Below are 23229 nucleotides of genomic sequence, written 5' to 3' on the forward strand. Positions count from 1 at the left end.
GCGCGCCCCGCGCGGGCCCCCCGCCCCCCCCCCGCCCCCCCGGGCGGGGGGCCCGCCCCGACGCGCCGCGCCTCGCGGCGTGGCCGGGTCAGGCCGCGACGGTGGTCGCGACCTCGGCCGGGGTGAGCGCGATGTCCAGGACCTCGCGCACGTCGCTGACCGCGTGGATGGTCAGCTCGTTGCGGACCTCCTCGGGCACGTCGTCCAGGTCCGGCTCGTTGCGGGCCGGGATGAGGACGGTGGTGATGCCCGCCCGGTGCGCGGCCAGCAGCTTCTGCTTGACGCCGCCGATCGGCAGGACCCGCCCGGTCAGCGAGATCTCGCCGGTCATGGCCACGTCGCTGCGGACCTGGCGTCCGGACAGGAGCGAGGCCAGCGCGGTCGTCAGCGTCACGCCCGCCGAGGGACCGTCCTTGGGGACGGCGCCCGCCGGGAAGTGCACGTGCACCGACCGGTCCTTCAGCGCGGTGACCGGCAGCTCCAGCTCCGCGCCGTGCGAGCGCAGGTAGGACAGCGCGATCCTGGCCGACTCCTTCATCACGTCGCCGAGCTGGCCGGTGAGCGTGAGGCCGGTCTCGCCGGTCTCCGGGTCGGCCAGCGACGCCTCCACGTACAGGACGTCGCCTCCGGCGCCGGTGACGGCCAGGCCGGTCGCGACGCCCGGCACCGAGGTGCGCTGGGCGGTCTCCGGCAGGGACGACTCGGGCACGAAGCGCGGCCGGCCGAGGTATTCGACCAGGTCGGCCTCGCCGACGGTGACCGGCAGCTCGTCCTTGGCGGCCACCTTGCGCAGCACCCTGCCGACCGCCCGCTCCAGCGAGCGCACGCCCGCCTCGCGGGTGTACTCGGCGGCCAGCCTGCGCAGCGCGGCCTCCTCGACGACGACCTCCTCGGCCGTCAGCCCGGCCAGCTCCCGCTGCCGCGGCAGCAGGTGGTCGCGGGCGATGGCGACCTTCTCGTCCTCGGTGTAGCCGTCGAGGGTGACGATCTCCATGCGGTCCAGCAGCGGGCCCGGGATGGCCTCCAGGACGTTCGCCGTGGCCAGGAAGAGCACGTCGGACAGGTCGAGCTCGACTTCCAGGTAGTGGTCGCGGAAGGTGTGGTTCTGTGCCGGGTCGAGCACCTCCAGCAGCGCGGCCGTCGGGTCGCCGCGGTAGTCGGCGCCGACCTTGTCGACCTCGTCGAGCAGGACGACCGGGTTCATCGAGCCGGCCTCGCGGATGGCGCGGACGATGCGGCCGGGCAGCGCGCCGACGTAGGTGCGCCGGTGGCCGCGGATCTCCGCCTCGTCACGGACGCCGCCGAGCGCGACGCGGACGAACTTGCGGCCCATCGCGCGGGCCACGGACTCGCCCAGCGAGGTCTTGCCGACTCCGGGAGGGCCGGCGAGGGCGAGCACGGCGCCGCTGCGGCGGCCGCCCACCACGCCGAGGCCGCGGTCCTGGCGGCGCTTGCGCACGGCCAGGTGCTCGATGATGCGGTCCTTGACGTCCTTCAGCCCGGTGTGGTCGGCGTCGAGCACGTCCCGCGCGCCGGTGATGTCGTAGTTGTCCTCGGTGCGGACGTTCCACGGCATGTCGAGGACGGTGTCCAGCCAGGTACGGATCCAGCCGGTCTCGGGCGACTGGTCGGGCGTGCGCTCGAGCTTGTCGACCTCCTTGAGCGCGGCCTCGCGCACCTTGTCGGGCAGGTCGGCGGCCTCGACGCGGGAGCGGTAGTCCTCCTCCTCGGTCTCGGCGTCGCCGTTGAGCTCCTTGAGCTCCTTGCGGACGGCGGCGAGCTGCTGGCGCAGCAGGAACTCGCGCTGCTGCTTCTCCATGCCCTCCTGGACGTCCTTGCGGATCGTCTCGGCGACGTCCAGCTCGGCGAGGTGGTCGCGCGACCACTCGATGAGCCTGGTCAGCCGCTCGGCGGGGTCGGCCGCCTCCAGCAGCTCGACCTTCTGCGCCGTGGAGAGCCAAGGGGTGTAGCCGGAGCTGTCGGCCAGCACCGACGGGTCGTCGATCTGGTTGACCTGGTCGACCACCTGCCAGGCGCCGCGCTTCTGCAAGATCGTGGTGGCCAGGGCCTTGTACTCCTTGGCCAGCTCGTGCGCGCGATCGCCGGAGGGGACGACGTCGATCGTCTGCGCCTCCACCCACAGGGCGGCGCCGGGCCCGGTCGTGCCACTGCCCACGCGGACGCGGTCCACGCCGCGCACGACCGCGGCGGGCTCGCCGCCGGGCAGCCTCCCGACCTGCTCCACCACCGCGCGGACGCCGATCGCGCCGTAACGGCCGTCGATGCGGGGAACGAGCAGCACCCGCGGCTTGTTGCCACCGGATGCACGGGCCGCGTCGATGGCGGCGCGCACCTCGGAGTCGGACAGGTCCAGCGGGACCACCATGCCCGGCAGGACCACTTCGTCGTCCAGCGGCAGGACCGGGAGGGTCAAGCTCTCACTCATGCGAACTCCCAAGGGTTGAGTTATACCGACTCAATCAATTGGAGCCGCCTGTTGTTCCCTTCCTTGAAGGTGTTCGCTCAGGGCGATCGTAATCATGTAAGTGGTACCTAGGGTGGAGGAACAGGATCAGACCTCGGGGTGACGCCGGACGGGCCCGGCGACCGTAGCCTTTACCGCGTGATCTCCCTCCGGCGGCGACGCCCTGGCACCCTCGCCGCACCGCCCGACGCCGGCCCGGCCGGCGCCCCCGAGACCGGCGCCGGCCCGCCGAGGGCCCCCCGGTCCTGGGACGGCGGGCCTGGGGACGGCGGGCCTCGGGACGGCGGGCCCGGCGGGGGCCGGTGGGATCGATGGGGTGACGGATGGGGCGCGTGGGCGGCCCGGTGGAGCGGCGGGTGGAACGCGTGGGTGGCCCGGTGGGGCGTGCCGGGGGCGGTGCTCGTGCGGCCGTTCGCACTGGCGCTCTTCCGGGGCGACGCCGACCCGCCACCGCGCTCGCCGCGGCTGTCGGTCACCGTGCCGTCCTGGCTGCGGGTGCTCGTGCCGGTCGAGCGGGTCAGCCTGGTGCAGGTGGCGGAGCTGCTGCTGGCCGCCGTCCTGTTCGTCACGACCCAGAACATGGTGAGCGGCTGGATCGTGCAGGCGGCGGTGAGCGGGCGGACGCCGGTGCCGGTCCCGGCGGGGCTCTCCTTCCTCACCGCCGCGTCGGCCGCGCTCCCGGTCGCGCTGCGCGACCGGTGGCCGCTGGCGGCGTGGCGGGCGGCCTTCGTCCTGCTGCCCGTCGCCCTGTGGACGGCCTTCCAGGTGGGCGCCGGCGAGCCGCCCTACACGATGCCCACGGCGCTGTCCTACCTGATGGTGCTCTACTCCGTCGCCGTGCGCTGCGAGCGCCGCGTCACGCTGGCGGTGTGGATCCTCACGGTGCTGACCGCGTGGATCGTCCAGCCCAACTCGATGCCGATGGTGACGGTCGTCGTGACCGTGGCGGTGCTGCTCGGCCACAACGTACGGGTGCGGCGCACGGCCACCTCCCGGCTGGCCGAGGAGAAGCGGCGCAGCCGGCTCGCCGAGGGCGCGCAGGCGGTGCTGGAGGAGCGAGCCCGCATCGCCCGCGAGCTGCACGACGTGGTCGCCCACCACATGTCGGTGATCGCGATCCAGGCGGAGGCGGTGCCGATCAGGGCGGCGGGCGATCCCGCGCAGCTGGAGACGGGGCTGGCGGAGATCAGGCAGCTCTCGCTGGAGGCCATCGCGGAGCTGCGGCAGGTGCTGGGCGTGCTGCGCGACCAGGACGGCCGCACCGAGACCGCGCCGCAGCCGGGGCTCGACCGGGTGGACGAGCTGGTCGCCAACGCCCGGTCCGCCGGGCTGACGGTGCTGGTCGTGCGGTCCGGGGCGCTGGAGGGGCTGGGGCAGGCCGTGGAGCTGTCGGCGTACCGGATCGTGCAGGAGTCGCTGAGCAACGCGATGCGGCACGCCCCCGGGTCGGCCGTGCGGGTGGAGCTGGCGCGCGAGGGCGGGGAGCTGCGGCTGCGCGTGGCCGGCGGCCCCGGCACGAGGCCGGGCGGGCCACCCGGCGCGGGCCAGGGCCTGGTGGGCATGCGCGAGCGGGCGGCCCTGCTGGGCGGCGTCCTGGAGGCCGGCCCGGTGCCGGGCGGCGGGTTCGAGGTGGCGGCGAGGCTGCCGGTCGGGGAAAGGGGCGGCGGGTGATCCGGTCGCGCGGGCGCTGTCCAACCAGGTCGCCGACAAGCTGGTCGTGGCCGAGCAGACGGTCAAGACGCACGTCGGGCGGGTGCTGATGAAGTTAGGGTTTCGCGACCGGGCCCAGGCGATCGTCCGGGCGTACGAGACCGGCCTGGTGCGCCCCGGCGAGTAGGGTCTGCCGGGCAGGCGCCGGGGAGCAGGGCGGCGCGCGGTGGCGGGCCGGCGCGGCCCGGGAGCAGGGCGGCGCGGCGGGCCGGCGCGGCCCGGGAGCAGGGCGGCGCGGCGGGCCGGTGCGGCCCGGGAGCAGGGCGGCGCGGCGGGCCGGTGCGGCCCGGGAGCAGGGCGGTGCGCGGTGGCGGGCTGGTGCGGGGTGGGGGTGGGAGTCGTACAGTCGGCTGATGGACCCGGTTGAGCTCTTCCGCCAGGTGGCCGCGACCGTTCCCGCCTACGGCGCGTTCCTCGCCGAGCACGGCATCGACCCCGCGCGCGTCCGGACGCTCCAGGACTTCCAGCGGCTGCCGATGACCACGAAGGACGGCTACATCCGCCGCCACCCCCTCCCCGCCCTGTGCCGGGGCGGCGTGATCGGCGACCTGATCGCGGTCTCGTCGGGCTCGACCGGCGTGCCGTCGTTCTGGCCGCGCTCGGCCTCCGACGAGCGGGCCGTGGCCGCCCGCTTCGAAGAGGTCTTCCGCGACTCCTTCGCCGCCGCCGGCCGGCGCACCCTGGCCGTGGTCTGCTTCGCGCTCGGCACCTGGGTGGGCGGCCTGTTCACCGTGAGCTGCTGCCGTCACCTCGCCGAGCGCGGCTACCCGATCACGGTCGTCGCCCCCGGCACCGACCGCAGGGAGATCGCCCGGGTGCTGCCGGAGCTGGCCCCGTACTTCGACCAGGTGGTGCTGCTGGGCTACCCGCCGTTCCTGAAGAACGTCATCGACACCGAGGACCTGCCCTGGCACGAGTGGAACCTCAAGCTGGTCACCGCCGGCGAGGTCTTCAGCGAGGAGTGGCGCACGCTGGTGTGCGAGCGGGCCGGGATCGCCGACCCGCTGCGCGGCGTCGCCTCCCTGTACGGCACCGCCGACGCGGGCGTCCTCGGCAACGAGACCCCGCTCTCGGTCGAGCTGCGCCGCTTCCTGGCGGCCCGCCCCGCCGTGGCCAGGGAGCTGTTCGGCGAGTCCCGGCTGCCCACGCTCCTCCAGTACGACCCGCGGGCCCGCTTCTTCGAGGAGCACGAGGGCACGCTGCTGTTCTCCGGCGACAACGGCATCCCGCTCGTCCGCTACCACATCGCCGACCAGGGCGGCCTGCTGCCGTACGAGCGGCTGCTCGGCTTCGCCCGTGACCACGGTTTCGAGCCGTCCGCGCCCGGCCCGGAGCGCCCTTTCGTGTACGTCTTCGGCCGCAGCCACTTCACGGTCTCCTACTACGGCGCCAACGTGTACCCGGAGAACATCGCGGTCGGCCTGGAGCAGCCGACGGTGGCGGGCGCGGTGACCGGCAAGTTCGTGGTGGAGGCGGCGGAGGACGCCCGCCGCGACCGGCACCTCGTGGTGACCGTGGAGCTGATGCCGGGCGAGAAGCCCTCCGACGAGATCGCCCAGGCCGTCGGGCAGTCGATCCTGGCCCAGCTGCTGCGCCTCAACAGCGAGTTCGCCGCGTACGTGCCGGCGGGCCGGCAGATGCCGTTCATCCGCCTGCGCGAGAGCGGCGACCCGGAATACTTCCCGCCGGGCGCCAAGCACCGCTACACACGCGGCTGACCCGCCCGCCGCCGGGATTTTACCCGGAGAGGGGAGGCACTTGATGACACGGTGTCAGCAAAGGGTTGACGGGCGTTCCCAAGGTTTGTGACACTTCGTCATGAAAGCATCGTGTGATTGAGGGTGGACCGTGACGACGCCGTTCTCCGAGACCTTGAGGAACGCCACCTGGGGAGACCACCAGTCCGCCGAGTCCGAAGGTTACCTGTCCGAGCTCATGGCCGGCCGCCTGACCGAGCACGAGTACGGCGAGATGGTGGCCCAGCACTACTTCGCGTACGTGGCGCTCGACGGCGTGTCCCGCTCCCTGGCCGGCCATCCGGTCGCCGGCGACTTCGTCTTCCCGGAGCTTTACCGCGAGCCGGCCCTGGAGCGCGACCTTTCGACGATCTACGGCCCGTCCTGGCGCGAGCGCATCGCCCCGTCCAAGTCCACCCGCACGCTGGTCGCCCGCATCCAGCAGGTGGCCGACTGGCCGTGCGGCTACATCGCCCACCACTACACCCGCTACCTGGGCGACCTGTCGGGCGGCCAGTTCATCCGCATGGAGCTCCAGAAGATCTACGGTTACGGCAGGGGCGGCGGCGTCGACTTCTACTTCTTCGACGCCCTGGAGAGCATCCCCCGCTTCAAGAACGAGTACCGCTCCCGCCTGGACGCCCTCGACCTGGACGAGCGCGAACGCCGGCGCATGATCCGCGAGGTCAAGCTCGCCTACCAGCTGAACACGGAGGTCCTGACCGAGCTCCTGCGCTCCGTCAGAACCGCCGCCTGACCCCGGCCGGCCCGGAGCCGGCGCTCGGCACCCGTCCGGCTGCGGGGAATGCCTGGAGGGGGTGGCGGGCCTACCATGGGCGTATGCCCCGCATCTCGGCCGCCACCATCGGTGAGCACCGTGCTCAGACGCGTGACCGCATCCTGCAGGCCGTCTCGCGGCTGGCGCGGACGCAGGGCATCGACGCGATCTCCATGACCGACGTGGCGGGCGAGGCCGGCATCACCCGGACCGTCCTGTACAACTACTTTCCCGACAAGGCGGCGCTGCTGCTGGCGTTCACCGAGCGGGTGACGCGCTACTTCATCGACAGCTACGAGCGCGACCTGCCCGGCGACGCCTCGCCGGCGGACCGGCTGCGGGCGTTCGTGCGGCTGCAACTGGAAGGGCTGCTGGCCCATCCGCACCCCGGCGCGGCCGACCTGAGCGCGGCGCTCGGGCCCGACGCCTACCAGCAGCTCGCCGAGCACGTCGCGCCCATGCAGCGGGTGCTGGTGGGCATCCTGGAGAGCGGCGGCGCGGCGGGCGACTTCCGGGTGGCGGACGCCGAGGCCACGGCGCGGATGATCCTGGCGGTCATCGGGGCCGAGCGGGTGCCGCTCATCAGCGGGAGCGTCACCGTCGAGGAGGCGGCGGCGCTGGTGGGCGAGTTCGTGCTGCGGGCGCTGGGCAGTCACGCCGCGCGGTGATCGCGGACCACCGACATAGTGGCAGGATTACGGACATGACGTCCGAATCGGTGGGGGAACATCTGGAGCTCGCGTCCGCGCGCGGCCGGTGGGTGCTGGTCGCGACCGTGCTCGGCTCCGGGCTGGCGCTGCTCGACAGCACCGTCGTCAACGTGGCGCTGCCGTTCCTGGGGCGCGAGCTGGACACGGGCATGGACGGGCTGCAGTGGACGGTCAACGCCTACACGCTGACGCTGGCGGGGCTGATCCTGCTGGGCGGCTCGCTCGGTGACCGGTACGGCCGGCGCAACGTCTTCCTCGTCGGCACGGTGTGGTTCGCGGTGGCCTCGGCGCTGTGCGGGCTGGCGCCGAACATCGAGTTCCTGGTCGCCGCCCGCGCGCTGCAGGGCGTCGGCGGGGCGCTGCTGACGCCGGGCTCGCTGGCGATCATCCAGGCGTCGTTCGCGCGGGCCGACCGGCCCCGGGCGGTCGGGGCGTGGTCGGGGCTCGGCGGGGTGGCCGGCGCGGCGGGGCCGCTGCTGGGCGGCTGGCTGGTGCAGAGCGTGGGCTGGCGGTGGGCGTTCCTGGTGAACCTGCCGTTCGCGCTGCTCGTCGTGGTGGTGGCGCTGCGGCACGTGCCGGAGAGCAGGGACGAGCAGGCGGCCGGCCGCTTCGACGTGCTGGGCGCGGTGCTGGCGGCGCTGGCGCTGGCCGGGATCACGTACGGGCTGATCCAGAAGGGCGCGCCGTTGCCGCTGGTCGCCGGGCTGGCGCTGGCGGCGGCGTTCGTGGCGGTCCAGGTGCGCCGCTCGCCGGAGGCGCTGGTGCCCGTGGAGCTGTTCCGCAACCGCATGTTCGGGGCGATCAACGTCGTGACGCTGATCATGTACGCCGCCATGAGCGTGGCGTTCTTCCTGCTGGTCGTGCAGTTGCAGGTGGTGTCGGGGTTCTCTCCGATCGCGGCGGGCATGGCGATGCTGCCGGTCACGCTGCTCATGCTGCTGCTGTCGGCCCGCGCCGGGGACGTCGCCAAGCGGTACGGCCCGCGCTGGCCGATGACGATCGGCATCCTGCTGGCGGGCGGCGGGTTCGTGGCGATGAGCACGATCGGGCCCGGGGCGTCGTACCCGTTGCAGGTGCTGCCGGCGGTGACCGTGTTCGGGCTGGGGCTGTCGGCGGCGGTGGCGCCGCTGACCGCGACCGTGCTGGCCACCGCCGAAGACCGGCACGCGGGCACCGCCAGCGGCGTCAACAACGCGGTGGCCCGCACCGGGGGCCTGCTGGCGGTGGCCGCCGTGCCGCCCCTGGTGGGGCTGGTGGGCGAGGCGTTCCGGAGCCCGTCGGTGTTCGACGCGGGGTACCGGGCGGCGATGCTGATCAGCGCCGGGATGATGGCGGTGGCGGCGCTGATCACGTTCCTCACCGTACGGACGAACGTGCTCGCGTCCGAATAGACGAGCCGGCGCGGGTCAGAACGTGAAGGGCTGGCTGCGGACGCTGTTGTCGAAGTTGGACAGCAGCAGCTCCGGCTCCCCCACCGAGCGGATGTCGGGCAGCCGGGTCAGCAGTTCGCGGAACATGGTGCGCATCTCCTGGCGGGCCAGGTTGGCGCCCAGGCAGAAGTGCGGGCCGGGGCCGCCGAAGCCGACGTGCGGCTTGGTCTCTCGGGTGATGTCGAACGTGTCGGGATGCGGGAAGACCGACTCGTCGCGGTTGGCGGAGCCGTAGAAGAGCACCACCTTGTCGCCCTTCTTCAGCTCCAGCCCGCGCAGCGAGTAGTCCTCGGTGACCGTGCGGCGGAACTGCATGATCGGCGAGACGTAGCGGACCATCTCCTCGACGGTGTTGCCGATGTGCGCCTCGAAGTCGCTCATCAGCAGCTCGCGCTGCGCCGGGTTGTCGGTGAGCAGCTTGATGCCGTGGGCCATGGTGTTGCGCGCGGTCTCGTTGCCGGCGACCAGCAGCAGCGAGAAGAACGAGCCGAGCTCCTTGTCGGTCAGCTTCTCGCCGTCCACGTTGGCGTTGACCAGCAGCGAGACCAGGTCGCCCTTGGGGTTGGCGACGCGCTCGTGGCCGAGCTTGATGACCATGCGCTGCAACGCCAGCAGGGCCAGCATGTTCTGGCCGGCCATCTGGACGCTGCGCGCCAGACTGGGGCGCACGCCGGTGTAGGCGGTGGAGATGTCGACGTGCTGGTGGACCTTCTCCCGCAGCTCGTGCGGGATGTCGAGCATGTCGCAGATGACGTGGATCGGCAGGCGGGCGGCGACCTGCGACACGAAGTCGCGCGGGCCGTCCTTGACGACGTCGTCGACGATGCGGGCGCAGGCGGCCTCGATGTCGCTCTGCAGCCCGGCCAGCATCTTCGGGCTGAACGAGCGGGTGACGATGCGGCGCAGGCGGGCGTGGCGCGGGTCGTCCATGTTGACCATCGACTCGCCGAACACCTGCTTCACCCAGCCGGGCGGCTCGGGGTTGGTGACGGCGGGCTCGCTGGAGAAGACCTTGGCGTTGCGGCTGGCCTCGACCACGTCCGCGTGCCGGACGAGGGCGTAGAAGCCCTTGCCCGAGCGCAGGAAGGGCACCTTCTTCTCCGGGAAGAACACCGGCCGCTCCAGCTGCCGGAGCCGGGCGAACGCCTCGTTGCGCTCTTTGAGCGGCTTGCGCCAGAAATCGAGATCCGCGAGGTCGATGTCCACCCGACTATCCTGGCACGTTCCCACGGCGTTAAGACCGGGTTCGCACCGGGCGGACATCACTAGCGGTATGAACGCGCTGCTCGCCGCCTGCCTGCTGCTCCCCCTCGCCGCCGGCACGGCCCCCGCCGCCCGCCCGTGCGGCGGCCACCCGCTGGACTTCGACGGCGACGGCCGCCCCGACCTGGCCGTCGCCGCCCCCTACGACCGCGACCGCGCCGGCTCGGTGACCGTCATGTACGGCTCCGGCAGGCGGGTCACGCTCACCCAGGGCGACGGGGCGGAGCGGGGCGACTCGTTCGGCTCGGCGCTGGCCGTGGGCGACTTCGACGGCGACCGGTGCGCCGACCTGGCGGTCGGGGTGTCGGAGGAGTTCGTCGGCGAGCGGGTGCCCGGCGCCGACGGCAACGGCGTCGTCCAGCTCTTCCACGGCTCCCCCGCCGGGCTGGTCAGGGGCGACGAGCTGGCCCTCGCCGAGCCGTCCAGCGACCGCTTCGGCGCCGCGCTGGCCGCCGGCGACCTGGACGGCGACGGCAGGGACGAGCTGGCCGTCGGCGCGCCCGGCCACCGCTCCGGCGGCGCGGTGACCGTGTACTGGATGAAGGGCCGCAAGCCGTACCGGATCACGCAGAAGACGCCGTGGGTGCGGCAGGGCGCCGGCGTCACCGACCAGTGGGGCGCGGCGCTGGCCACCGGCGACTTCGACGGCGACGGCCGCGACGAGCTGGCCGTCGGCGCGCCCGCCGACAGCGTCACGCAGGACGGCCAGGGCTCGGTCACGGTGATCGACGTACGCGGCCGGCACGCCCGGCTGCTCACCCAGAGCAGCCCCGGCGTCAAGGGCGCCGCCGAGAAGTGGGACAACTTCGGCGCGGCGCTGGCCACCGGCGACTTCAACGGCGACGGCCGTGCCGACCTGGCCATCGGCGTGCCGGGCGAGGGCCTGAGCGAGAACCAGCGGGCCATGGACTACGGCGACGGCACGGTGGACGTCCTGTACGGCTCCCGGCGCGGGCTGCGTACCGACCGGAGCGAGGCGTGGTCGCAGAACACCCTGGAGGGCAGGCCCCGCTACTACGACCGCTTCGGCGCGGCGCTGGCCGCCGGCGACTTCAACGGCGACGGCCGCGACGAGCTGGCCGTCGGCGTGCCCGGCGAGCGGGCGGTGCAGGTCCTGGCCGGCCGGGCGGCCGGCGGGCTGACTCGCGAGGGCAACCTGCTGATCAAGGGCGAGGGGCGCGACTTCGGGGCCGCGCTGGCGGCGCTGCCCGGCGGCGGCCGGTACCACGCGCTGGAGCGGGGCAGGCCGCTGTACGGGCTCGTGGTGGCCGCCCCCGACCAGGGGCTGGTCCTGTACGCGCCGGGCACGCGCACCTCCGGGCTGCGGCTGGGCAAGGTCCGCGAGATCGCCAAGGGCACCGGCCTGTACGGCTACGCCTTCGGCTGACGCAGGGGCAGGATCACCCGGAACAGGGCGCCCTTGCCCGGCTCGCTCTCGGCCACGACGATCCCGCCGTGCGCCTCCACCAGCGTCGCCGCGATCGACAGCCCGAGCCCCGACCCGCCCGCGCTGCGCGCGGGATCGGCCCGGTAGAAGCGCTCGAACACCCGCTCGGCCACCTCCGGCGGGAACCCCGGCCCCTCGTCGGCCACCTCCACCACGGCCCGGTCGCCGTCCACGCCCACCCGCACCTGGAACGGCGTGCCGTCGGGCGTGTGGGTGAGCGCGTTGGTGACGAGGTTGCCCACCACCTGCGCCAGGCGCGGCTCGTCCCCGGTCACCACCACCTCGCCGTCGCCGCCGAACAGCCGCACCAGCTCGATGCGCCGCTCGGGCGCCAGCGTCTGGGCGTCGATCACCGCTGTGGCGGCCAGGCTGAGCAGGTCCACCGGCCGGGCGGCCAGCGCGCGCCGCTGGTCGAGGCGGGCCAGCAGGAGCATGTCCTCCACCAGCAGGCCCATGCGGGCCGCCTGCCCCTCGATGCGGCCCAGCAGCCGCACGGCCTCGTCCAGGTCCTTCTCCTCCCCCAGCCGGTACAGCTCGGCGAAGCCCCTGATCGAGGTCAGCGGGGTGCGCAGCTCGTGCGAGGCGTCGGCCATGAAGCGGCGCATCAGCTCCTCCGAGCGGCGGGCGGCGGTGGCCGAGCGGCGGGCCGACTCGGCGGCCTCCTCGCGCTCGCGCACGGCGTCCTCGATGCGGGCCAGCATGGTGTTGAGCGAGCGGCCGAGCTTGCCGACCTCGGTGGTGCCCGACCAGAGGGGGACGCGGCGCGACAGGTCGCCGCCGGCGATCTCCTTGGCGGTGCGGGAGATCTCCTGCAGCGGGCGCAGGCTGCGGCGGACCAGCCAGTGGCAGGCGAAGCCGAGCACGATCACCGTGCCGCCGCCGCCCACCGCCACGATGAGGGCGAGCTGAGTGACCGTGTCGTCCACGTCGCCCAGGTTGATGGCGATCACCCGGCTCTCGTCCTCGCGTCCCGGCACGGCGACCACCCGCCAGGTGGGGCCGCCGGGTTCGCGGGAGTCCACGGTGAAGGGCCGGCCGGCCAGCGCGGCCACGTCGGCGGCGGTCAGCCGGGGCAGGCTGGGCGTGTGCGCGGCGGTGGACTCGCTGAGCGTCCTGATCGTGACGCCTCTCGCGTCCAGGATCACCACGTGGAACAGGCCGAGGAAACGCTGCGGGCGGGTGCCCGTGGGCCGCGGCTCGGGCGGCGGGATCAGGTCACGCGGGCTGGCGGCGGCGCGCAGCTGCTGGTCGACCCGCTCGACGAGGTAGCCGCGCAGCAGCCGCACGGCGAACAACCCGGTCAGCGTGATCGCCAGGGTGACCAGCAGCAGGGTCACCGACACCAGCCGGAGCCACAGGGGCGTCCTGGCCAGATGCTTGCGGAGCGCGCGGAGCCTGCGGGGCATCGCGGTCACAGACCCCTGGGCGGGCGCAGGATGTAGCCGACGCCCCGCAGGGTGTGCAGGTACTTGCGCTCCCCGGTGTCCACCTTGCGGCGCAGGTAGGAGACGTAGGACTCGACGAGGCCGACGTCGGTGCGCCAGTCGCCGTTCCAGACGTGGTCGAGGATCTGCGTCTTGGACAGCACCCGGCCGGCGTTGAGCATGAAGTACTGCAGCAGCCGGAACTCCGTCGGCGACAGCTTCACCGGGACGCCGTCCCGCCACACCTCGTGGGTCTCCTCGTCCAGCTCCAGGTCGGCGACGCGCAGCCGGTTGGGGGGCGGGGTGCCGCTGCGGGTGCGGCGCAGCACGGCCCGGATGCGGGCGATGACCTCCTCCAGGCTGAACGGCTTGGTGACGTAGTCCTCGCCGAGGCCGAGCCCGGCCAGCCGGTCCTCGGTCGTGTCCTTGGCGGTGACGAACAGGACGGGGACCCGGCGGCCGCGGGACCGCAGCCTTCCCGCGACCGTCAGGCCGTCCAGGTCGGGCAGCATGACGTCGAGCATCACCAGGTCGGGCGAGCTCTCCTCGGCCACCCGCAGCGCCTGCCTGCCGTCGGCCGCGGTCAGCACCTCGAACCCGGCCATGCGCAGGCTGGCGGAGAACAGCTCCCTGATGTTGGGCTCGTCGTCGACCACCAGCAGTCTGGCCTCGGGCTGGGCGCTCATCGCGGGCCTCCTCCCGGGACCTGCCGGTCGCCCTGGGTGATGGTGGTGGCCGTCACCGAGCCGTCGCCACCCTGCTGCCCGCGGACGGTGACGTTGCTGCCCTTCTCCAGGTCGGTGACCTTGCCGGGCCGGGCGATTTGGACCGTGGTCCGGTCGGTGGTGGTGACGGTGACCGTGCTGCCGTCCATGGTCTTGATGTACACCTTGCCGTCCTCGACCTTCTCGACGGTGCCGAACGTGCCGCCGCCGCCCATGCCGCCCGCGCGCTGGCCGAAGCCGCCGTTCTGGCCGCGCTGCTGGCCGTAGCCGGGCGGGCCGCCCTGCTGCTGGCCGTAGCCGCCGCCCGCCGGGCGCTGCCCGCCGGCCGCGGCGGCGGGCCCGCCGTCGCCGCCGAAGAGCTTGGCGGCCTGGATGCCGATGAGGACGCCGGCCACCAGGACCACGCCGGCGGCCAGCGCCATCGTGACCTTCGACATGCCCTGCCTGGGCTGCACGGCCAGTTCCTCTCCCAGGTCGTCGGGGAACGGCGAGGAGTCGAGCTGCGACATGTGACTCTCCTTACTCTGCCTTACTCGTGACGCAGGGCCTGGATCGGCCGGAGCTTGGCCGCCCGGTTGGCGGGATAACTGCCGAAGAACAGCCCGATCCCCACCGACACGCCCAGGGCCAGCGCGACCGAGGACGGCACGAGGACCGGTTCGATGCCGGCGATGGTGAACCTGGTCCCGAGAAAGGCCACCAGCACCCCCGACAACCCGCCCACCAGGCTCAGCAGGGTCGCCTCCATCAGGAACTGGCCGAGGATCGCGCCGCGCGGCGCGCCGATCGCCTTGCGGATGCCGATCTCCCGGGTGCGCTCGGTGACGGTCACCAGCATGATGTTCGTGATGCCGATGCCGCCCACCAGCAGCGAGATCGCCGCGACGGCGCCCAGCAGCACGGTGAAGGTGCCGGTCGCCTCGCTGACGGTCTCCTGCAACGTGGCCTGGTTGAGCACGCGGTAGTCGGGGTTGTCGTCGGTGATGCCGTGTCGTTGGTTGAGGATAGCCGTGACCTCGGACTGCGCCGTCGTGGTGGTGCCGGCGCCGGTGGCCTGCACGACGATCTGGCTGAGCGAGCCGAACCCGCTCAGGCTCTGCTGCACGGCCGGCAGCGGCGCGACGGCGAGGTCGTCGGCGTCCTGCAGGCCGGTGGAGCCGGTTTCCTTCAGCACGCCGACCACGGTGAACGGCACCCCGGACACGCTGATCTGCTTGCCGATCGGGTCAACCGTGCCGAACAGCTCCGTCACGACGGTCCGGCCGAGCACCACGACCTTCCTGGCGGCCAGCACGTCGTCGTTGAAGAAGTAGGTGCCCTGGGCGACGGGCTTGTTCACGGCCTCGAAGTAGCTGGGGTAGGTGCCGACGAACTGGGCGATCGTGTGGCTGGCGGCGCCGTACGCGGCCGTCGGGGAGGAGGCGTTCACCACCGGCGAGACGCTCCTGACCGACGGCGCCAGCGTCCTGTCGGTCAGGGCCTCGGCGTCGGCCAGGCTGAGCTGCCTGGCCTGGGTACGCGGCCCGGTGTTGCCGCCCCCGTCCCCGGGCCCGCCACGGAAACCGCCGCCCCCGCCCCCGCCGCCCGAGAACGACGGGGAGATGGTCAGCGTGTTGGCGCCGAGGCGCTGGATGTTCTGCTGGATCGAGCGCGAGGAGCCCTCGCCGACCGCGACCAGCATGATGACCGCCGCCACCCCGATGAGGATGCCGAGCGTGGTCAGCGCGCTGCGCATCTTGTTGGCCAGCAGGCCGCGCAGCGCGAAGCGGAGGATCTCCAGCTGGTTCATCGCGCGGCCGCCCTCGGGGGCGGGCCGTCCACCGGCGCCTGCCGCCGGTCCTCGACGATCTCGCCGTCCACCAGGCGGACGACCCGCTTGGCGTGCTCGGCCACGTCCTCCTCGTGGGTGATGAGCACGATCGTGCGGCCGGAGTCGCTGAGCCGGTCCAGGATCCGCAGCACGTCGCCCGTGGAGGCGGTGTCCAGGTTGCCGGTCGGCTCGTCGGCCAGCAGCAGGGCGGGCGCGGTGACCAGCGCCCTGGCGACCGCGACGCGCTGCTGCTGGCCACCGGAGAGCTGGTTCGGCTCGTGGTGCACGCGGTCGCTCAGCCCGACCTGCTCCAGCGCGGCCAGGGCGCGGGAGCGCCTCTCGGCCTGGCCGACGCCGCCGTACACGAGCGGCAGCTCGACGTTGGCCAGCGCGCTCATCCGCGGGATCAGGTTGAACGACTGGAAGACGAACCCGACCCGGCGGTTGCGCAGGATCGCGAGCTGCCGCTCGTCCAGGCGGCCCACGTCGGCGCCGTCGATCAGGTACGTGCCGGAGGTCGGGACGTCCAGGCAGCCGAGGATGTTCATGAGCGTGGACTTGCCGGAGCCGGAGGCGCCCATGATGGCGACGTAGTCGCCCCGCTCGACGTCCAGGCTGACGCCGCGCAGGGCGCGGACCTTGGCGTCGCCCTCGCCGTACTCCTTGACCAGGTTCCGCACCCGCAGGACCGGCACCGGCTCCACCACGCGCAGGCCGGGAGCGCTCATCGCCCGCCTCCCGGCATGCCGCCACCGCCGGGGAAGCCACCGCCGCCGCCGAAGCGGATGCCGCCGCCCTGGCCGGAGCCGGTCGAGGAGGCCGGGGGCACGAGCCGGTCGCCCTCGGAGACGCCGGACCTGATCTCGGTCAGGACGGTGCCGCGCACACCGACCTCCACCGGGGTCCTGGTCTGGCGGCCGTCCTTGAGCAGGGTGACCGTGGTCTGGCCGCCGCTGGTGGAGATCGCCGTGGACGGGACGGTGACGACGTTCTCGGCCCGGCCGGTGACGACCTCGACGGTGGCGGTCTGGCCCAGCCGGACCTCGTCCGGCACCTCGGTGAACGTCACCGTGACCGGGTACTGCACGACGTTGTTGCTGGTGGAGGCGACCGGCTCGATCTGGGTGACCTCGCCGGCGGCGCTGACGCCGGGCAGCGCGTCGAACGTGATCGTGGCCGCCTGCCCCTTCTTGAGCTTGCCGACGTCGGACTCGGTGAAGGTGCCGACGAGCCGCAGCTTGCCGGTGTCGGCCAGCTCCACGAAGCCGGAGCCGGAGCCGGAGCTCGAACCCGAGCCGGTGCCGGTGCCGGAGCCGCCCGTGCTCTGCGACTGGCCGCCCTGGCCGGTGCCCTGTCCCTGGGCCTGGCTCTGGCCGCTCGTGCTCCCGGTGCCGCTGCTCGTGCCGCCGACCGAACCGTTGACGGCCGTGACCGTACCGCTGAAGGGGGCCTTGAGCACCGTGGCGGCGACCGTGCGCCGGGCCTCGCGGTAGGTGTTGCGGGCCTTGATGGAGGCGGCGTAGAGCTGGGCCGTGTCCGTGCCTTCGGACACGGCGCTGTCGTAGGCCGCCTTGGCCGCCGCCAGCGACTCCTGGGCGGCGTCGTCGTCCAGCCGGGCCAGGATCTCGCCCTTGCTCACCTTGTCGCCGGCCTTGACGTAGATCTTCTCGACCGTGCCCGACGTGCCGAAGGACAGGGCACGGGACCTGGCGCTCTCGACCGCGCCGGTGGCGGACACGGAGGCCACGACCGTGCCGCGGCTCGCCGTCACCGTCCTGACGGCGCTCTCGCCCGCCGCCTCCTCCGTACCGAGCTGGGCGTAGGCGAGCGCCGCACCGCCCAGCAGGAGCACCGCCAGTGCTCCGTTGGTCATCAGCGCCCCGCGGCTCTTGCGCGGTCTGCGCCTGTTCGACACCTTCACGAGCGGTGACCCTTGCACAGAATGCTGCGCCGCAGCCGCGAGCGAGCTGAACGTTCGCTGATAGCCGGCCCCGTCCCGGGGGCACACAGAAAACTCTTAGGCTCCTCGCAGCGTGCCGCGAACCTGCTTCGCCAGGATGATCCGCCATGAGACGGACTTTCGCGCTGGGCGGGCTCGCCCTGGCCGTGCTCGCCGCCGGGGCGGGCGTGGCCGTGCTCGCGTCGCGCGACGACGCTCCGCCCGCCGTGCAGGTACGGCTCGCCGCCGCGCAGCGCGGGCAGGTCACGGCGGTGGTGAGCGCCGCCGGCAACACCGTGGACGGCTCCCGCCGCGACCTGGCCTTCGGCTCCTCCGGCACCGTGACCAAGGTGTACGTCAAGGCGGGGACCAAGGTACGCAAGGGCCAGGTGCTGGCCCGGATCGACGGGCGGGCGGCGCGGGAGGCGTACGAGGCGGCCAAGGCCGACCTGGCAGCAGCCGAGGAAGCCCTGACCAAGATCTCCTCGACCCCGGCCACGACCACGGCGGGCAACACCTCGACCGGACCCGCCGCTTCCCCCGGAACGGGCAGCTCGGGCGGGACGGGCAGCTCGGGCGGGACGGGCAGCTCGGGCGGGACGGGCAGCTCGGGCGGAACCGGCAGCACGGGCGGAACCGGCAGCACGGGCGGAACCGGCAGCACGGGCGGAACCGGCAGCACGGGCGGGACGGGGGCTTCTGGCGGGAACCGGGCGGCCGGTGGCGCGACCTGCGCTCCCGGCAGCGGCGGCTCCTCGCCCGCGCCCAGCGGAAGGGCCGCCTCCGGCGGACCGGCCGGCAGCACCACGCCGACCGGCGCTCCCGCCACCGGCGTCCCCTCCGCCGACGCGGTGAACGGCACCCCGGCCGCCCCTCCCTCCCCCGCCCCGAGCAGCGCCACCACCATCGGCGGCACCCTTGACGTCGGTACCGGGACCCTGCCCGCCGGCCGCAGGACGACGGGCGACCGGACGACGGGCAACGGGACAACGGGCAACGGAACGCCGGGCGGCGGCGCCACGCGCGGTGGAGCGGCGGGCGGTGGAGCGGCGGGCGGTGGAGCGGCGGGCGGTGGAGCGGCGGGCGGTGGAGCGCTCGGTCCCGCCGGGTCGCCCACCGTGGCTCCCGTCGCGGCCCGGCACGGGAGCTCGACTCCCACTCCGACGCCGACGCCGACCCGGACCCCGCACCCCGCACCCACCTTCACCCCCACCCCGACCCCGACCCGCACCCCCACCCCGACCCGCACTCCGACCTCCCGCCCGACCGACCCCGGCCCGCGACCCACGGCCACGGTCACCGTGACCACCACCGTGACCGCCACCGTGACGGCCACGGTCACGGTGACCAGGACCGTCACCGCCGCCCCCGCGAACGGCGGCACCAGCGACGGCGGGACGCAGCAGACCGGCGACCACCCCTCGACCGGCTCCCCCACCGCCAAGCCGTCCACCACGAAGAAGCCGTCCACCACGAAGCCGTCCGCGACCGGCAAGCCCTCGGCCAGGCCCGGCACCGGCGCCACCCGCCCCGGCCAGGGCGCCGGCTCCTGCGCCCCGACCGGCGGCAACGGCACCACCACCGTGCCCGGAACCGGCACGCCCGGCGGCAACAACGGCGGCGGCAACGGCGGGGGCACGACCGAGGAGCAGGCCGCCGCGAACGTGGACCGCGCCGAAGCCACCCTGGAGCAGGCCGCCGACGGCGTACGGGCCACCCGCATCGTGGCCCCGGTGGCGGGCACGGTCCTGTCGGTGGCGGGCCGCGTCGGCGACACGGCCGGCACCGGCACCTTCATCAGCCTGGGCGACCTGGACGAGTTGCAGGTCCAGGCGATGGTCACCGAGTCCGACGTCAACCGGTTGAAGCTCGGCCAGCAGGCGCGGATCACGCTGGCCACGCGCCCCGGCGAGCGCCACACGGGCACGGTGACGGCGATCGCGCCGACCGCCACGAGGGACGGCCAGCTCGTCCGCTACTCGGTCACCCTCGCCTTCGACGAGCCGCCGGCCGGTCTGATGCTGGGCCAGACGGCCTCGGTGACGATCACCACGGACGAGGCGGCGGACGCGATCTACGTGCCCGCGTCGGCGGTCCGCAGCAGGCCGGACGGCACCCAGGTGGTCACCGTCCGGTCGGGCGGCCGCGACGTGGCCACGGTCGTGCGGACGGGCGTGCGCGGCGACCAGTACGTGGAGGTCACCTCGGGCCTGGGCGAGCGCGACCAGGTGCTGATGTCGGGCGGCACCGCGGGCGAGTTCCCCGACGGCACCTGGCCGGGCGCCTGACCGGCGGCCCCACCGCGAGAGGTGAGAACCCCGGGGCCGCCCGCCCCGCCACGAGCCCGGGCCGGGCGTCCCGCCACGAGCCCGGGCCACCGCCCCGTCACGAGCCCGGGCCACCGCCCCGTCACGAGCCCGGGCCGGGCGTCCCGTCCGGCCCGCTCAACCGCCGGGTCGTGACCCGGGCCCGCCCCGCCCCCGCGGCCTCGGGAAAGGGGAGGACCTGCCCCCGGGTCACGGCCCGGCCCTCGCCCGGCCGGCGGTTGAGCGGATCTTCAGCGTGTTCCCAGCGGGCGTTCAGGAAACCGGCCTGGCCGGAGGAGCCGCCGCGGCGGCGGCCCGGCTCGCCGCGGCCGCGTCCTCCCCGGCCGGGATGGTGAGCCGGTGCGAGGTCCTGGCCTGGGCGCCGCGCCGGGAGATGTAGTCGAGCGTGCGGAAGTCGACCGACAGCTCGTCCTGGGTCAGCCGGCCCATCAGGTAGCCGCGGCGCTGGTCGATGTAGGAGAAGTGGGGGTTCTCCTGGAGGGCCTCGGCGATCCAGGTCCTGTCCCGGTAGCCGTCGCCGTCGCTGGCGATCGACGAGGCCACCAGCTCCCTGGCCACGACGGGCGCGTCCGGGTCGTCGAAGTCGCGCTTGAGCTCGGCCAGGTGGTGCATGTGGGCGTCGCCGGTCAGCACCACGGGGTTCGGGGTGCGGGCCAGCGCGTCCAGGAGCCGGCCGCGCTCGGCGGCGTACCCGTCCCAGGAGTCCAGGTTGACCTCGCGGCCTGGGCCGATCTTGTAGTCGCGCTGGGCGACCATGATCTGCTGGCCGAGCAGGTTCCAGCGGGCGGTGGAGCCGCGCAGGCCGTCCTCCAGCCAGCGCCACTGGCCGGCGCCGAGCAGGGTGCGCCCGTCGGCGAGCCGTTCGTCGCAGCCGGCCCGCACGCCGTCCAGGCAGGCCTGGTCGTCGCGGAACTGCCGGGTGTCGAGCAGGTGGAAGCGGGCCAGCGTGCCCCAGGAGACGCGGCGGTTGACCCGCAGCACCGCGCCCTGGAGGCTGCCGCGGCGCAGCGGCATGTTCTCGTAGTAGGCGCGGAACGCCTGCGCCCGGCGGCCGGCGAAGTCGGCGGCGCCGGTGCTGGAGGTGGAGCCGGCCCAGTTGTTCTCGATCTCGTGGTCGTCGAAGGCCACCAGCCACGGCGCGGTGGCGTGCGCCCGCTGGAGGTCGTGGTCGCTCTTGTACTGGGCGTGGCGGAGGCGGTAGTCGGCGAGGGTGCGGCACTTGCCGGGCGTGTGGGTGCGGACGCGGCCGGCCAGGGCGGTGTAGCCGCTCGGGCCGTACTCGTACATGTAGTCGCCGAGGAACACCACGAGGTCGGGCTCCTGCTCGGCGAGGCGGCGGTAGGCGGTGTAGTAGCCGTGCTCGTAGTGCGCGCACGCGGCCACGGCGAACGTGAGCGGCGTTGTCCCGCCGGTGGGCGTGGTCCTGGTGCGGCCGGCCGGGGACAGGCGGCCCTCGCTGCGGAAGCGGTAGAAGTAGTCGCGGCCCGGCTCCAGGCCGCCGAGCTCGACGTGGACGCTGTGGGCGTCGCGGGCGCGGGCGGTGGCGGTGCCGGACCTGACGACCGTGGTGAAGCGCTCGTCGGCCGCGACCTGCCAGTCCACCTCCACGTCGCGGGAGGGCATGCCGCCGCGGCCGTCGCCGCTGAGCGGTTCGACGGCCAGCCGGGTCCACAGCACGAAGCCGTCGGCGGAGGGGTCGCCGGAGGCCACGCCGAGCGTGAACGGGTCGGATCTGAGGGTTCTGGAGGGGGCTGCCGAGGCGGGCGCGGCCCAGGCCGGGGAGGCGAGGAGGCCGGCTGTCGCCGCTGTCAGGAAGGCTCTGCGGTCCACGTCCCAGGTATGTCCGCCCGCGCTGACCCGCCCGTGACCGGCGAGTCAAGGCGCGGTGAACAGCAACGGTCGTCCTCGGCGAACCGCGTCAACGGGGCAGTACGGCGCGCAGGGCGGTGGCGTCGGTGAAGTGCACGCCGGTCATGCCCACGCGCCGGGCCCCCTCGACGTTCTCGGCACGGTCGTCGATGAAGACGATGTCGGAGGGGGCGGCGCCGAGCGCGCGCACGACCTCGGCGTAGATCTCCCGCTCCGGCTTCACCAGGCCCATCCTGCCGCTGTAGAAGCGGCGCTCGATGGCCGCGATCCAGGGCAGCTCGTCCAGGCCGTCGCCGACGCAGATCGGCGCGTTGGACAGCAGCGCCACGCGGAAGCCGTCGGCCAGCAGCTCGCCGAGCAGCGCGACGGTGCCCTCGTTGGGGTGTGCCCAGCTCGCCACGTCCATGGCGACCAGGCGGGCGACCTCGGAGTGGGTGACGGACCGGCCGAGCACCGCCGACCAGTAGGCGTGCGGGGTCAGGCCGGCCCGGTCGAAGTCCAGCCGGTGCCGCCAGTAGCCGCTCTTGAACGCCGTGGGCTCGGCGTCCATCGCCCGGGCCATCTCCTCGGCGTCGGACTCGGCCTGGGGCAGCGACAGGACGCCGCCGTAGTCGAACACGATCCACGTCATGCCAGGAATGGTCGCAGATGCGGGCTGAGCGCGGGGCAGCCCAGGTACTTCTCGGCCGTGTGGAAGTCGATCCAGTCGAGGTTGACCAGCTCTTCGGCGTCCACGCCGGTGAAGCAGCCGGCCAGGCCGGGCGGGATGGCGGCGATGTCGTCCTTGTCGGCGATGTTCACCCAGCGGGCCACGCCCGGCGGCCGCTCGCCGCGGCCGTTGACGGGGGCGGGCAGCAGGCGCTCGAAGACGACGTTGCGCATGCCGAGCGGGCTGCCGAGGGTGATCAGCAGCTCGACCCGCAGGTCGGGGTGGGCCCACAGGGTCTCGTACGTCACGACGCTGCCGAGCGAGTGCGCGATGACCACCCGCGGCCGGTTGCGGCGGATGGCCCCGGCCACGGCCTGCCGGCACCGGTCGCGCCTGCCGCTGTCGGTCAGGTAGGCGGCCACCTCCGGCGCGAACAGCTGGGCGAAGGCCGCCGACCGGCTGTCGAGCCTGGTCAGCAGCCACCCGGTGAACGTCTTGAGCGTGCCGGTCACCCGCTCGCCCATCCCCCGGTTCCGCGCCCACTCCAGCAGGACCCGCTGGGCGTGGGCGTCGAGGCCGGCGAGCGAGCGGGCCGCCCTGGGCCCGCCGTCGTGCAGGTGGTGGGAGAAGTAGGCGATCTCGCTGAAGTACGCGCCGGCTCCGGCGCCGCCGAGGGCCGCGTGCAGGTAGCGGTCCCACTTGACGCGCATGGCCTCCGCCGCGCCGGTGGCCGATCCGGCCTCCAGGTAGTAGCCGTACTTGCCGATGCCGTGGACGCCGACGATGACCGTCACCCGTGCCCTCCCTCGCTGCCGGTGCCGCTCGCGCGATGCTGGCATACGCCGCTTGCGTGCCGCCGTCAAACGGCCGTCCGGGGTTTAGTCTTGCCTAAACGTTTAGGCAGAGCTAAAGTGGGGAGACCTGAAA

Annotated in this window: 18 protein-coding genes and 1 pseudogene; 8 read left to right on the top strand and 11 right to left on the bottom strand. The window is 73.8% G+C overall.

Translation table 11 applies throughout. From position 1 onward, the window contains the following. Positions 1-88: 88 nt before the first annotated feature. On the bottom strand, positions 89-2446 hold the full coding sequence (lon, locus tag AB0H75_RS30295) for an endopeptidase La (RefSeq protein WP_367802065.1): 2358 nt from the start codon (positions 2444-2446) through the stop codon (positions 89-91). Between the two features lie 408 nt (positions 2447-2854). Here lon and AB0H75_RS30300 point away from each other — a divergent pair, with 408 nt between their 5' ends. The 6 genes and pseudogenes from AB0H75_RS30300 to AB0H75_RS30325 all read left to right on the top strand — a co-directional run bounded on the left by AB0H75_RS30300 (position 2855) and on the right by AB0H75_RS30325 (position 8810). Then, positions 2855-4156 carry a sensor histidine kinase gene (locus AB0H75_RS30300; protein WP_367802066.1) on the top strand — a complete coding sequence of 434 codons (1302 nt, stop codon included), beginning with the start codon at positions 2855-2857 and terminating at the stop codon, positions 4154-4156. Positions 4157-4160: 4 nt separating this feature from the next. Continuing rightward, positions 4161-4322, top strand: a pseudogene (locus AB0H75_RS30305) (response regulator transcription factor); the annotation flags it as partial. 226 nt (positions 4323-4548) lie between these two features. Further along, complete coding sequence (locus AB0H75_RS30310; protein WP_367802067.1) at positions 4549-5913, top strand: phenylacetate--CoA ligase family protein; 1365 nt, start codon at positions 4549-4551, stop codon at positions 5911-5913. A 130-nt stretch (positions 5914-6043) separates the two neighbouring features. Continuing rightward, positions 6044-6688, top strand: a complete 645-nt coding sequence (locus AB0H75_RS30315) for a heme oxygenase (biliverdin-producing) (RefSeq protein ID WP_367802069.1) — start codon at positions 6044-6046, stop codon at positions 6686-6688. Positions 6689-6771: 83 nt separating this feature from the next. Continuing rightward, positions 6772-7377, top strand: coding sequence for a TetR/AcrR family transcriptional regulator (locus AB0H75_RS30320; RefSeq protein WP_367802071.1), 606 nt, complete (start codon positions 6772-6774; stop codon positions 7375-7377). 35 nt (positions 7378-7412) lie between these two features. Continuing rightward, a complete protein-coding gene (locus AB0H75_RS30325; protein WP_367802073.1) occupies positions 7413-8810 on the top strand; it encodes an MFS transporter in 1398 nt (465 codons plus the stop codon). 15 nt (positions 8811-8825) lie between these two features. Here the strand turns inward: AB0H75_RS30325 and AB0H75_RS30330 are convergent, their stop codons facing one another. Next, positions 8826-10055, bottom strand: a complete 1230-nt coding sequence (locus AB0H75_RS30330; RefSeq protein ID WP_367802075.1) for a cytochrome P450 — start codon at positions 10053-10055, stop codon at positions 8826-8828. Positions 10056-10122: 67 nt separating this feature from the next. Here AB0H75_RS30330 and AB0H75_RS30335 point away from each other — a divergent pair, with 67 nt between their 5' ends. Further along, positions 10123-11499 (top strand): FG-GAP and VCBS repeat-containing protein, encoded by a 1377-nt coding sequence (locus AB0H75_RS30335; protein WP_367802077.1) that lies wholly within the window; start codon positions 10123-10125, stop codon positions 11497-11499. On the opposite strand, the gene AB0H75_RS30340 is transcribed toward AB0H75_RS30335, so the two are convergent. Genes AB0H75_RS30340 through AB0H75_RS30365 form a run of 6 tightly spaced genes read right to left on the bottom strand, consistent with a single transcriptional unit; the run spans position 11484 to position 17391 of the window. Then, positions 11484-12965 carry a sensor histidine kinase gene (locus tag AB0H75_RS30340; RefSeq protein ID WP_367802079.1) on the bottom strand — a complete coding sequence of 494 codons (1482 nt, stop codon included), beginning with the start codon at positions 12963-12965 and terminating at the stop codon, positions 11484-11486. The two genes, AB0H75_RS30335 and AB0H75_RS30340, sit on opposite strands and share 16 nt — an antisense overlap. A 5-nt stretch (positions 12966-12970) precedes the next feature. Continuing rightward, positions 12971-13669 carry a response regulator transcription factor gene (locus AB0H75_RS30345; protein ID WP_367802081.1) on the bottom strand — a complete coding sequence of 233 codons (699 nt, stop codon included), beginning with the start codon at positions 13667-13669 and terminating at the stop codon, positions 12971-12973. After that, positions 13666-14217 carry a hypothetical protein gene (locus tag AB0H75_RS30350; RefSeq protein WP_367802083.1) on the bottom strand — a complete coding sequence of 184 codons (552 nt, stop codon included), beginning with the start codon at positions 14215-14217 and terminating at the stop codon, positions 13666-13668. Before AB0H75_RS30350 ends, AB0H75_RS30345 begins: the two co-directional genes overlap by 4 nt. A 20-nt stretch (positions 14218-14237) precedes the next feature. Continuing rightward, positions 14238-15497 (bottom strand): ABC transporter permease, encoded by a 1260-nt coding sequence (locus tag AB0H75_RS30355; RefSeq protein WP_367802085.1) that lies wholly within the window; start codon positions 15495-15497, stop codon positions 14238-14240. Continuing rightward, the gene (locus tag AB0H75_RS30360; RefSeq protein ID WP_367802087.1) at positions 15494-16246 is read right to left on the bottom strand and encodes an ABC transporter ATP-binding protein; all 753 of its coding nucleotides are present in this window, start codon (positions 16244-16246) and stop codon (positions 15494-15496) included. Before AB0H75_RS30360 ends, AB0H75_RS30355 begins: the two co-directional genes overlap by 4 nt. Further along, positions 16243-17391: an efflux RND transporter periplasmic adaptor subunit gene (locus tag AB0H75_RS30365; RefSeq protein ID WP_367802089.1), complete on the bottom strand. Its 1149-nt coding sequence runs from the start codon at positions 17389-17391 to the stop codon at positions 16243-16245. The genes AB0H75_RS30360 and AB0H75_RS30365 overlap by 4 nt, the downstream gene beginning before the upstream one ends. Positions 17392-17585: 194 nt before the next feature. Between AB0H75_RS30365 and AB0H75_RS30370 the strand changes: the two genes are divergently transcribed. After that, the gene (locus AB0H75_RS30370; RefSeq protein WP_367802091.1) at positions 17586-19745 is read left to right on the top strand and encodes an efflux RND transporter periplasmic adaptor subunit; all 2160 of its coding nucleotides are present in this window, start codon (positions 17586-17588) and stop codon (positions 19743-19745) included. Positions 19746-20036: 291 nt separating this feature from the next. On the opposite strand, the gene AB0H75_RS30375 is transcribed toward AB0H75_RS30370, so the two are convergent. From AB0H75_RS30375 to AB0H75_RS30385, 3 genes are all read right to left on the bottom strand, one after another. Continuing rightward, positions 20037-21614: an alkaline phosphatase gene (locus AB0H75_RS30375; RefSeq protein ID WP_367802093.1), complete on the bottom strand. Its 1578-nt coding sequence runs from the start codon at positions 21612-21614 to the stop codon at positions 20037-20039. A gap of 88 nt (positions 21615-21702) precedes the next feature. Continuing rightward, positions 21703-22284 (bottom strand): HAD family hydrolase, encoded by a 582-nt coding sequence (locus AB0H75_RS30380; RefSeq protein ID WP_367802095.1) that lies wholly within the window; start codon positions 22282-22284, stop codon positions 21703-21705. Continuing rightward, on the bottom strand, positions 22281-23096 hold the full coding sequence (locus tag AB0H75_RS30385) for a hypothetical protein (RefSeq protein WP_367802097.1): 816 nt from the start codon (positions 23094-23096) through the stop codon (positions 22281-22283). The genes AB0H75_RS30380 and AB0H75_RS30385 overlap by 4 nt, the downstream gene beginning before the upstream one ends. Positions 23097-23229 lie beyond the last annotated feature (133 nt).

Origin of the sequence: Nonomuraea sp. NPDC050783 (assembly GCF_040802095.1) — a bacterium.
Taxonomy (GTDB): Bacteria; Actinomycetota; Actinomycetes; order Streptosporangiales; family Streptosporangiaceae; genus Nonomuraea.

What these genes read in the sequence shown, in the direction of transcription:
- lon (WP_367802065.1), bottom strand. Translation starts at nt 2,446, where the DNA reads ATGAGTGAGAGCTTGACCCTCCCGGTCCTGCCGCTGGACGACGAAGTG.
- AB0H75_RS30310 (WP_367802067.1), top strand. Translation starts at nt 4,549, where the DNA reads ATGGACCCGGTTGAGCTCTTCCGCCAGGTGGCCGCGACCGTTCCCGCC.
- AB0H75_RS30320 (WP_367802071.1), top strand. Translation starts at nt 6,772, where the DNA reads ATGCCCCGCATCTCGGCCGCCACCATCGGTGAGCACCGTGCTCAGACG.
- AB0H75_RS30325 (WP_367802073.1), top strand. Translation starts at nt 7,413, where the DNA reads ATGACGTCCGAATCGGTGGGGGAACATCTGGAGCTCGCGTCCGCGCGC.
- AB0H75_RS30335 (WP_367802077.1), top strand. Translation starts at nt 10,123, where the DNA reads ATGAACGCGCTGCTCGCCGCCTGCCTGCTGCTCCCCCTCGCCGCCGGC.
- AB0H75_RS30340 (WP_367802079.1), bottom strand. Translation starts at nt 12,965, where the DNA reads ATGCCCCGCAGGCTCCGCGCGCTCCGCAAGCATCTGGCCAGGACGCCC.
- AB0H75_RS30345 (WP_367802081.1), bottom strand. Translation starts at nt 13,669, where the DNA reads ATGAGCGCCCAGCCCGAGGCCAGACTGCTGGTGGTCGACGACGAGCCC.
- AB0H75_RS30350 (WP_367802083.1), bottom strand. Translation starts at nt 14,217, where the DNA reads ATGTCGCAGCTCGACTCCTCGCCGTTCCCCGACGACCTGGGAGAGGAA.
- AB0H75_RS30355 (WP_367802085.1), bottom strand. Translation starts at nt 15,497, where the DNA reads ATGAACCAGCTGGAGATCCTCCGCTTCGCGCTGCGCGGCCTGCTGGCC.
- AB0H75_RS30360 (WP_367802087.1), bottom strand. Translation starts at nt 16,246, where the DNA reads ATGAGCGCTCCCGGCCTGCGCGTGGTGGAGCCGGTGCCGGTCCTGCGG.
- AB0H75_RS30365 (WP_367802089.1), bottom strand. Translation starts at nt 17,391, where the DNA reads ATGACCAACGGAGCACTGGCGGTGCTCCTGCTGGGCGGTGCGGCGCTC.
- AB0H75_RS30370 (WP_367802091.1), top strand. Translation starts at nt 17,586, where the DNA reads ATGAGACGGACTTTCGCGCTGGGCGGGCTCGCCCTGGCCGTGCTCGCC.
- AB0H75_RS30380 (WP_367802095.1), bottom strand. Translation starts at nt 22,284, where the DNA reads ATGACGTGGATCGTGTTCGACTACGGCGGCGTCCTGTCGCTGCCCCAG.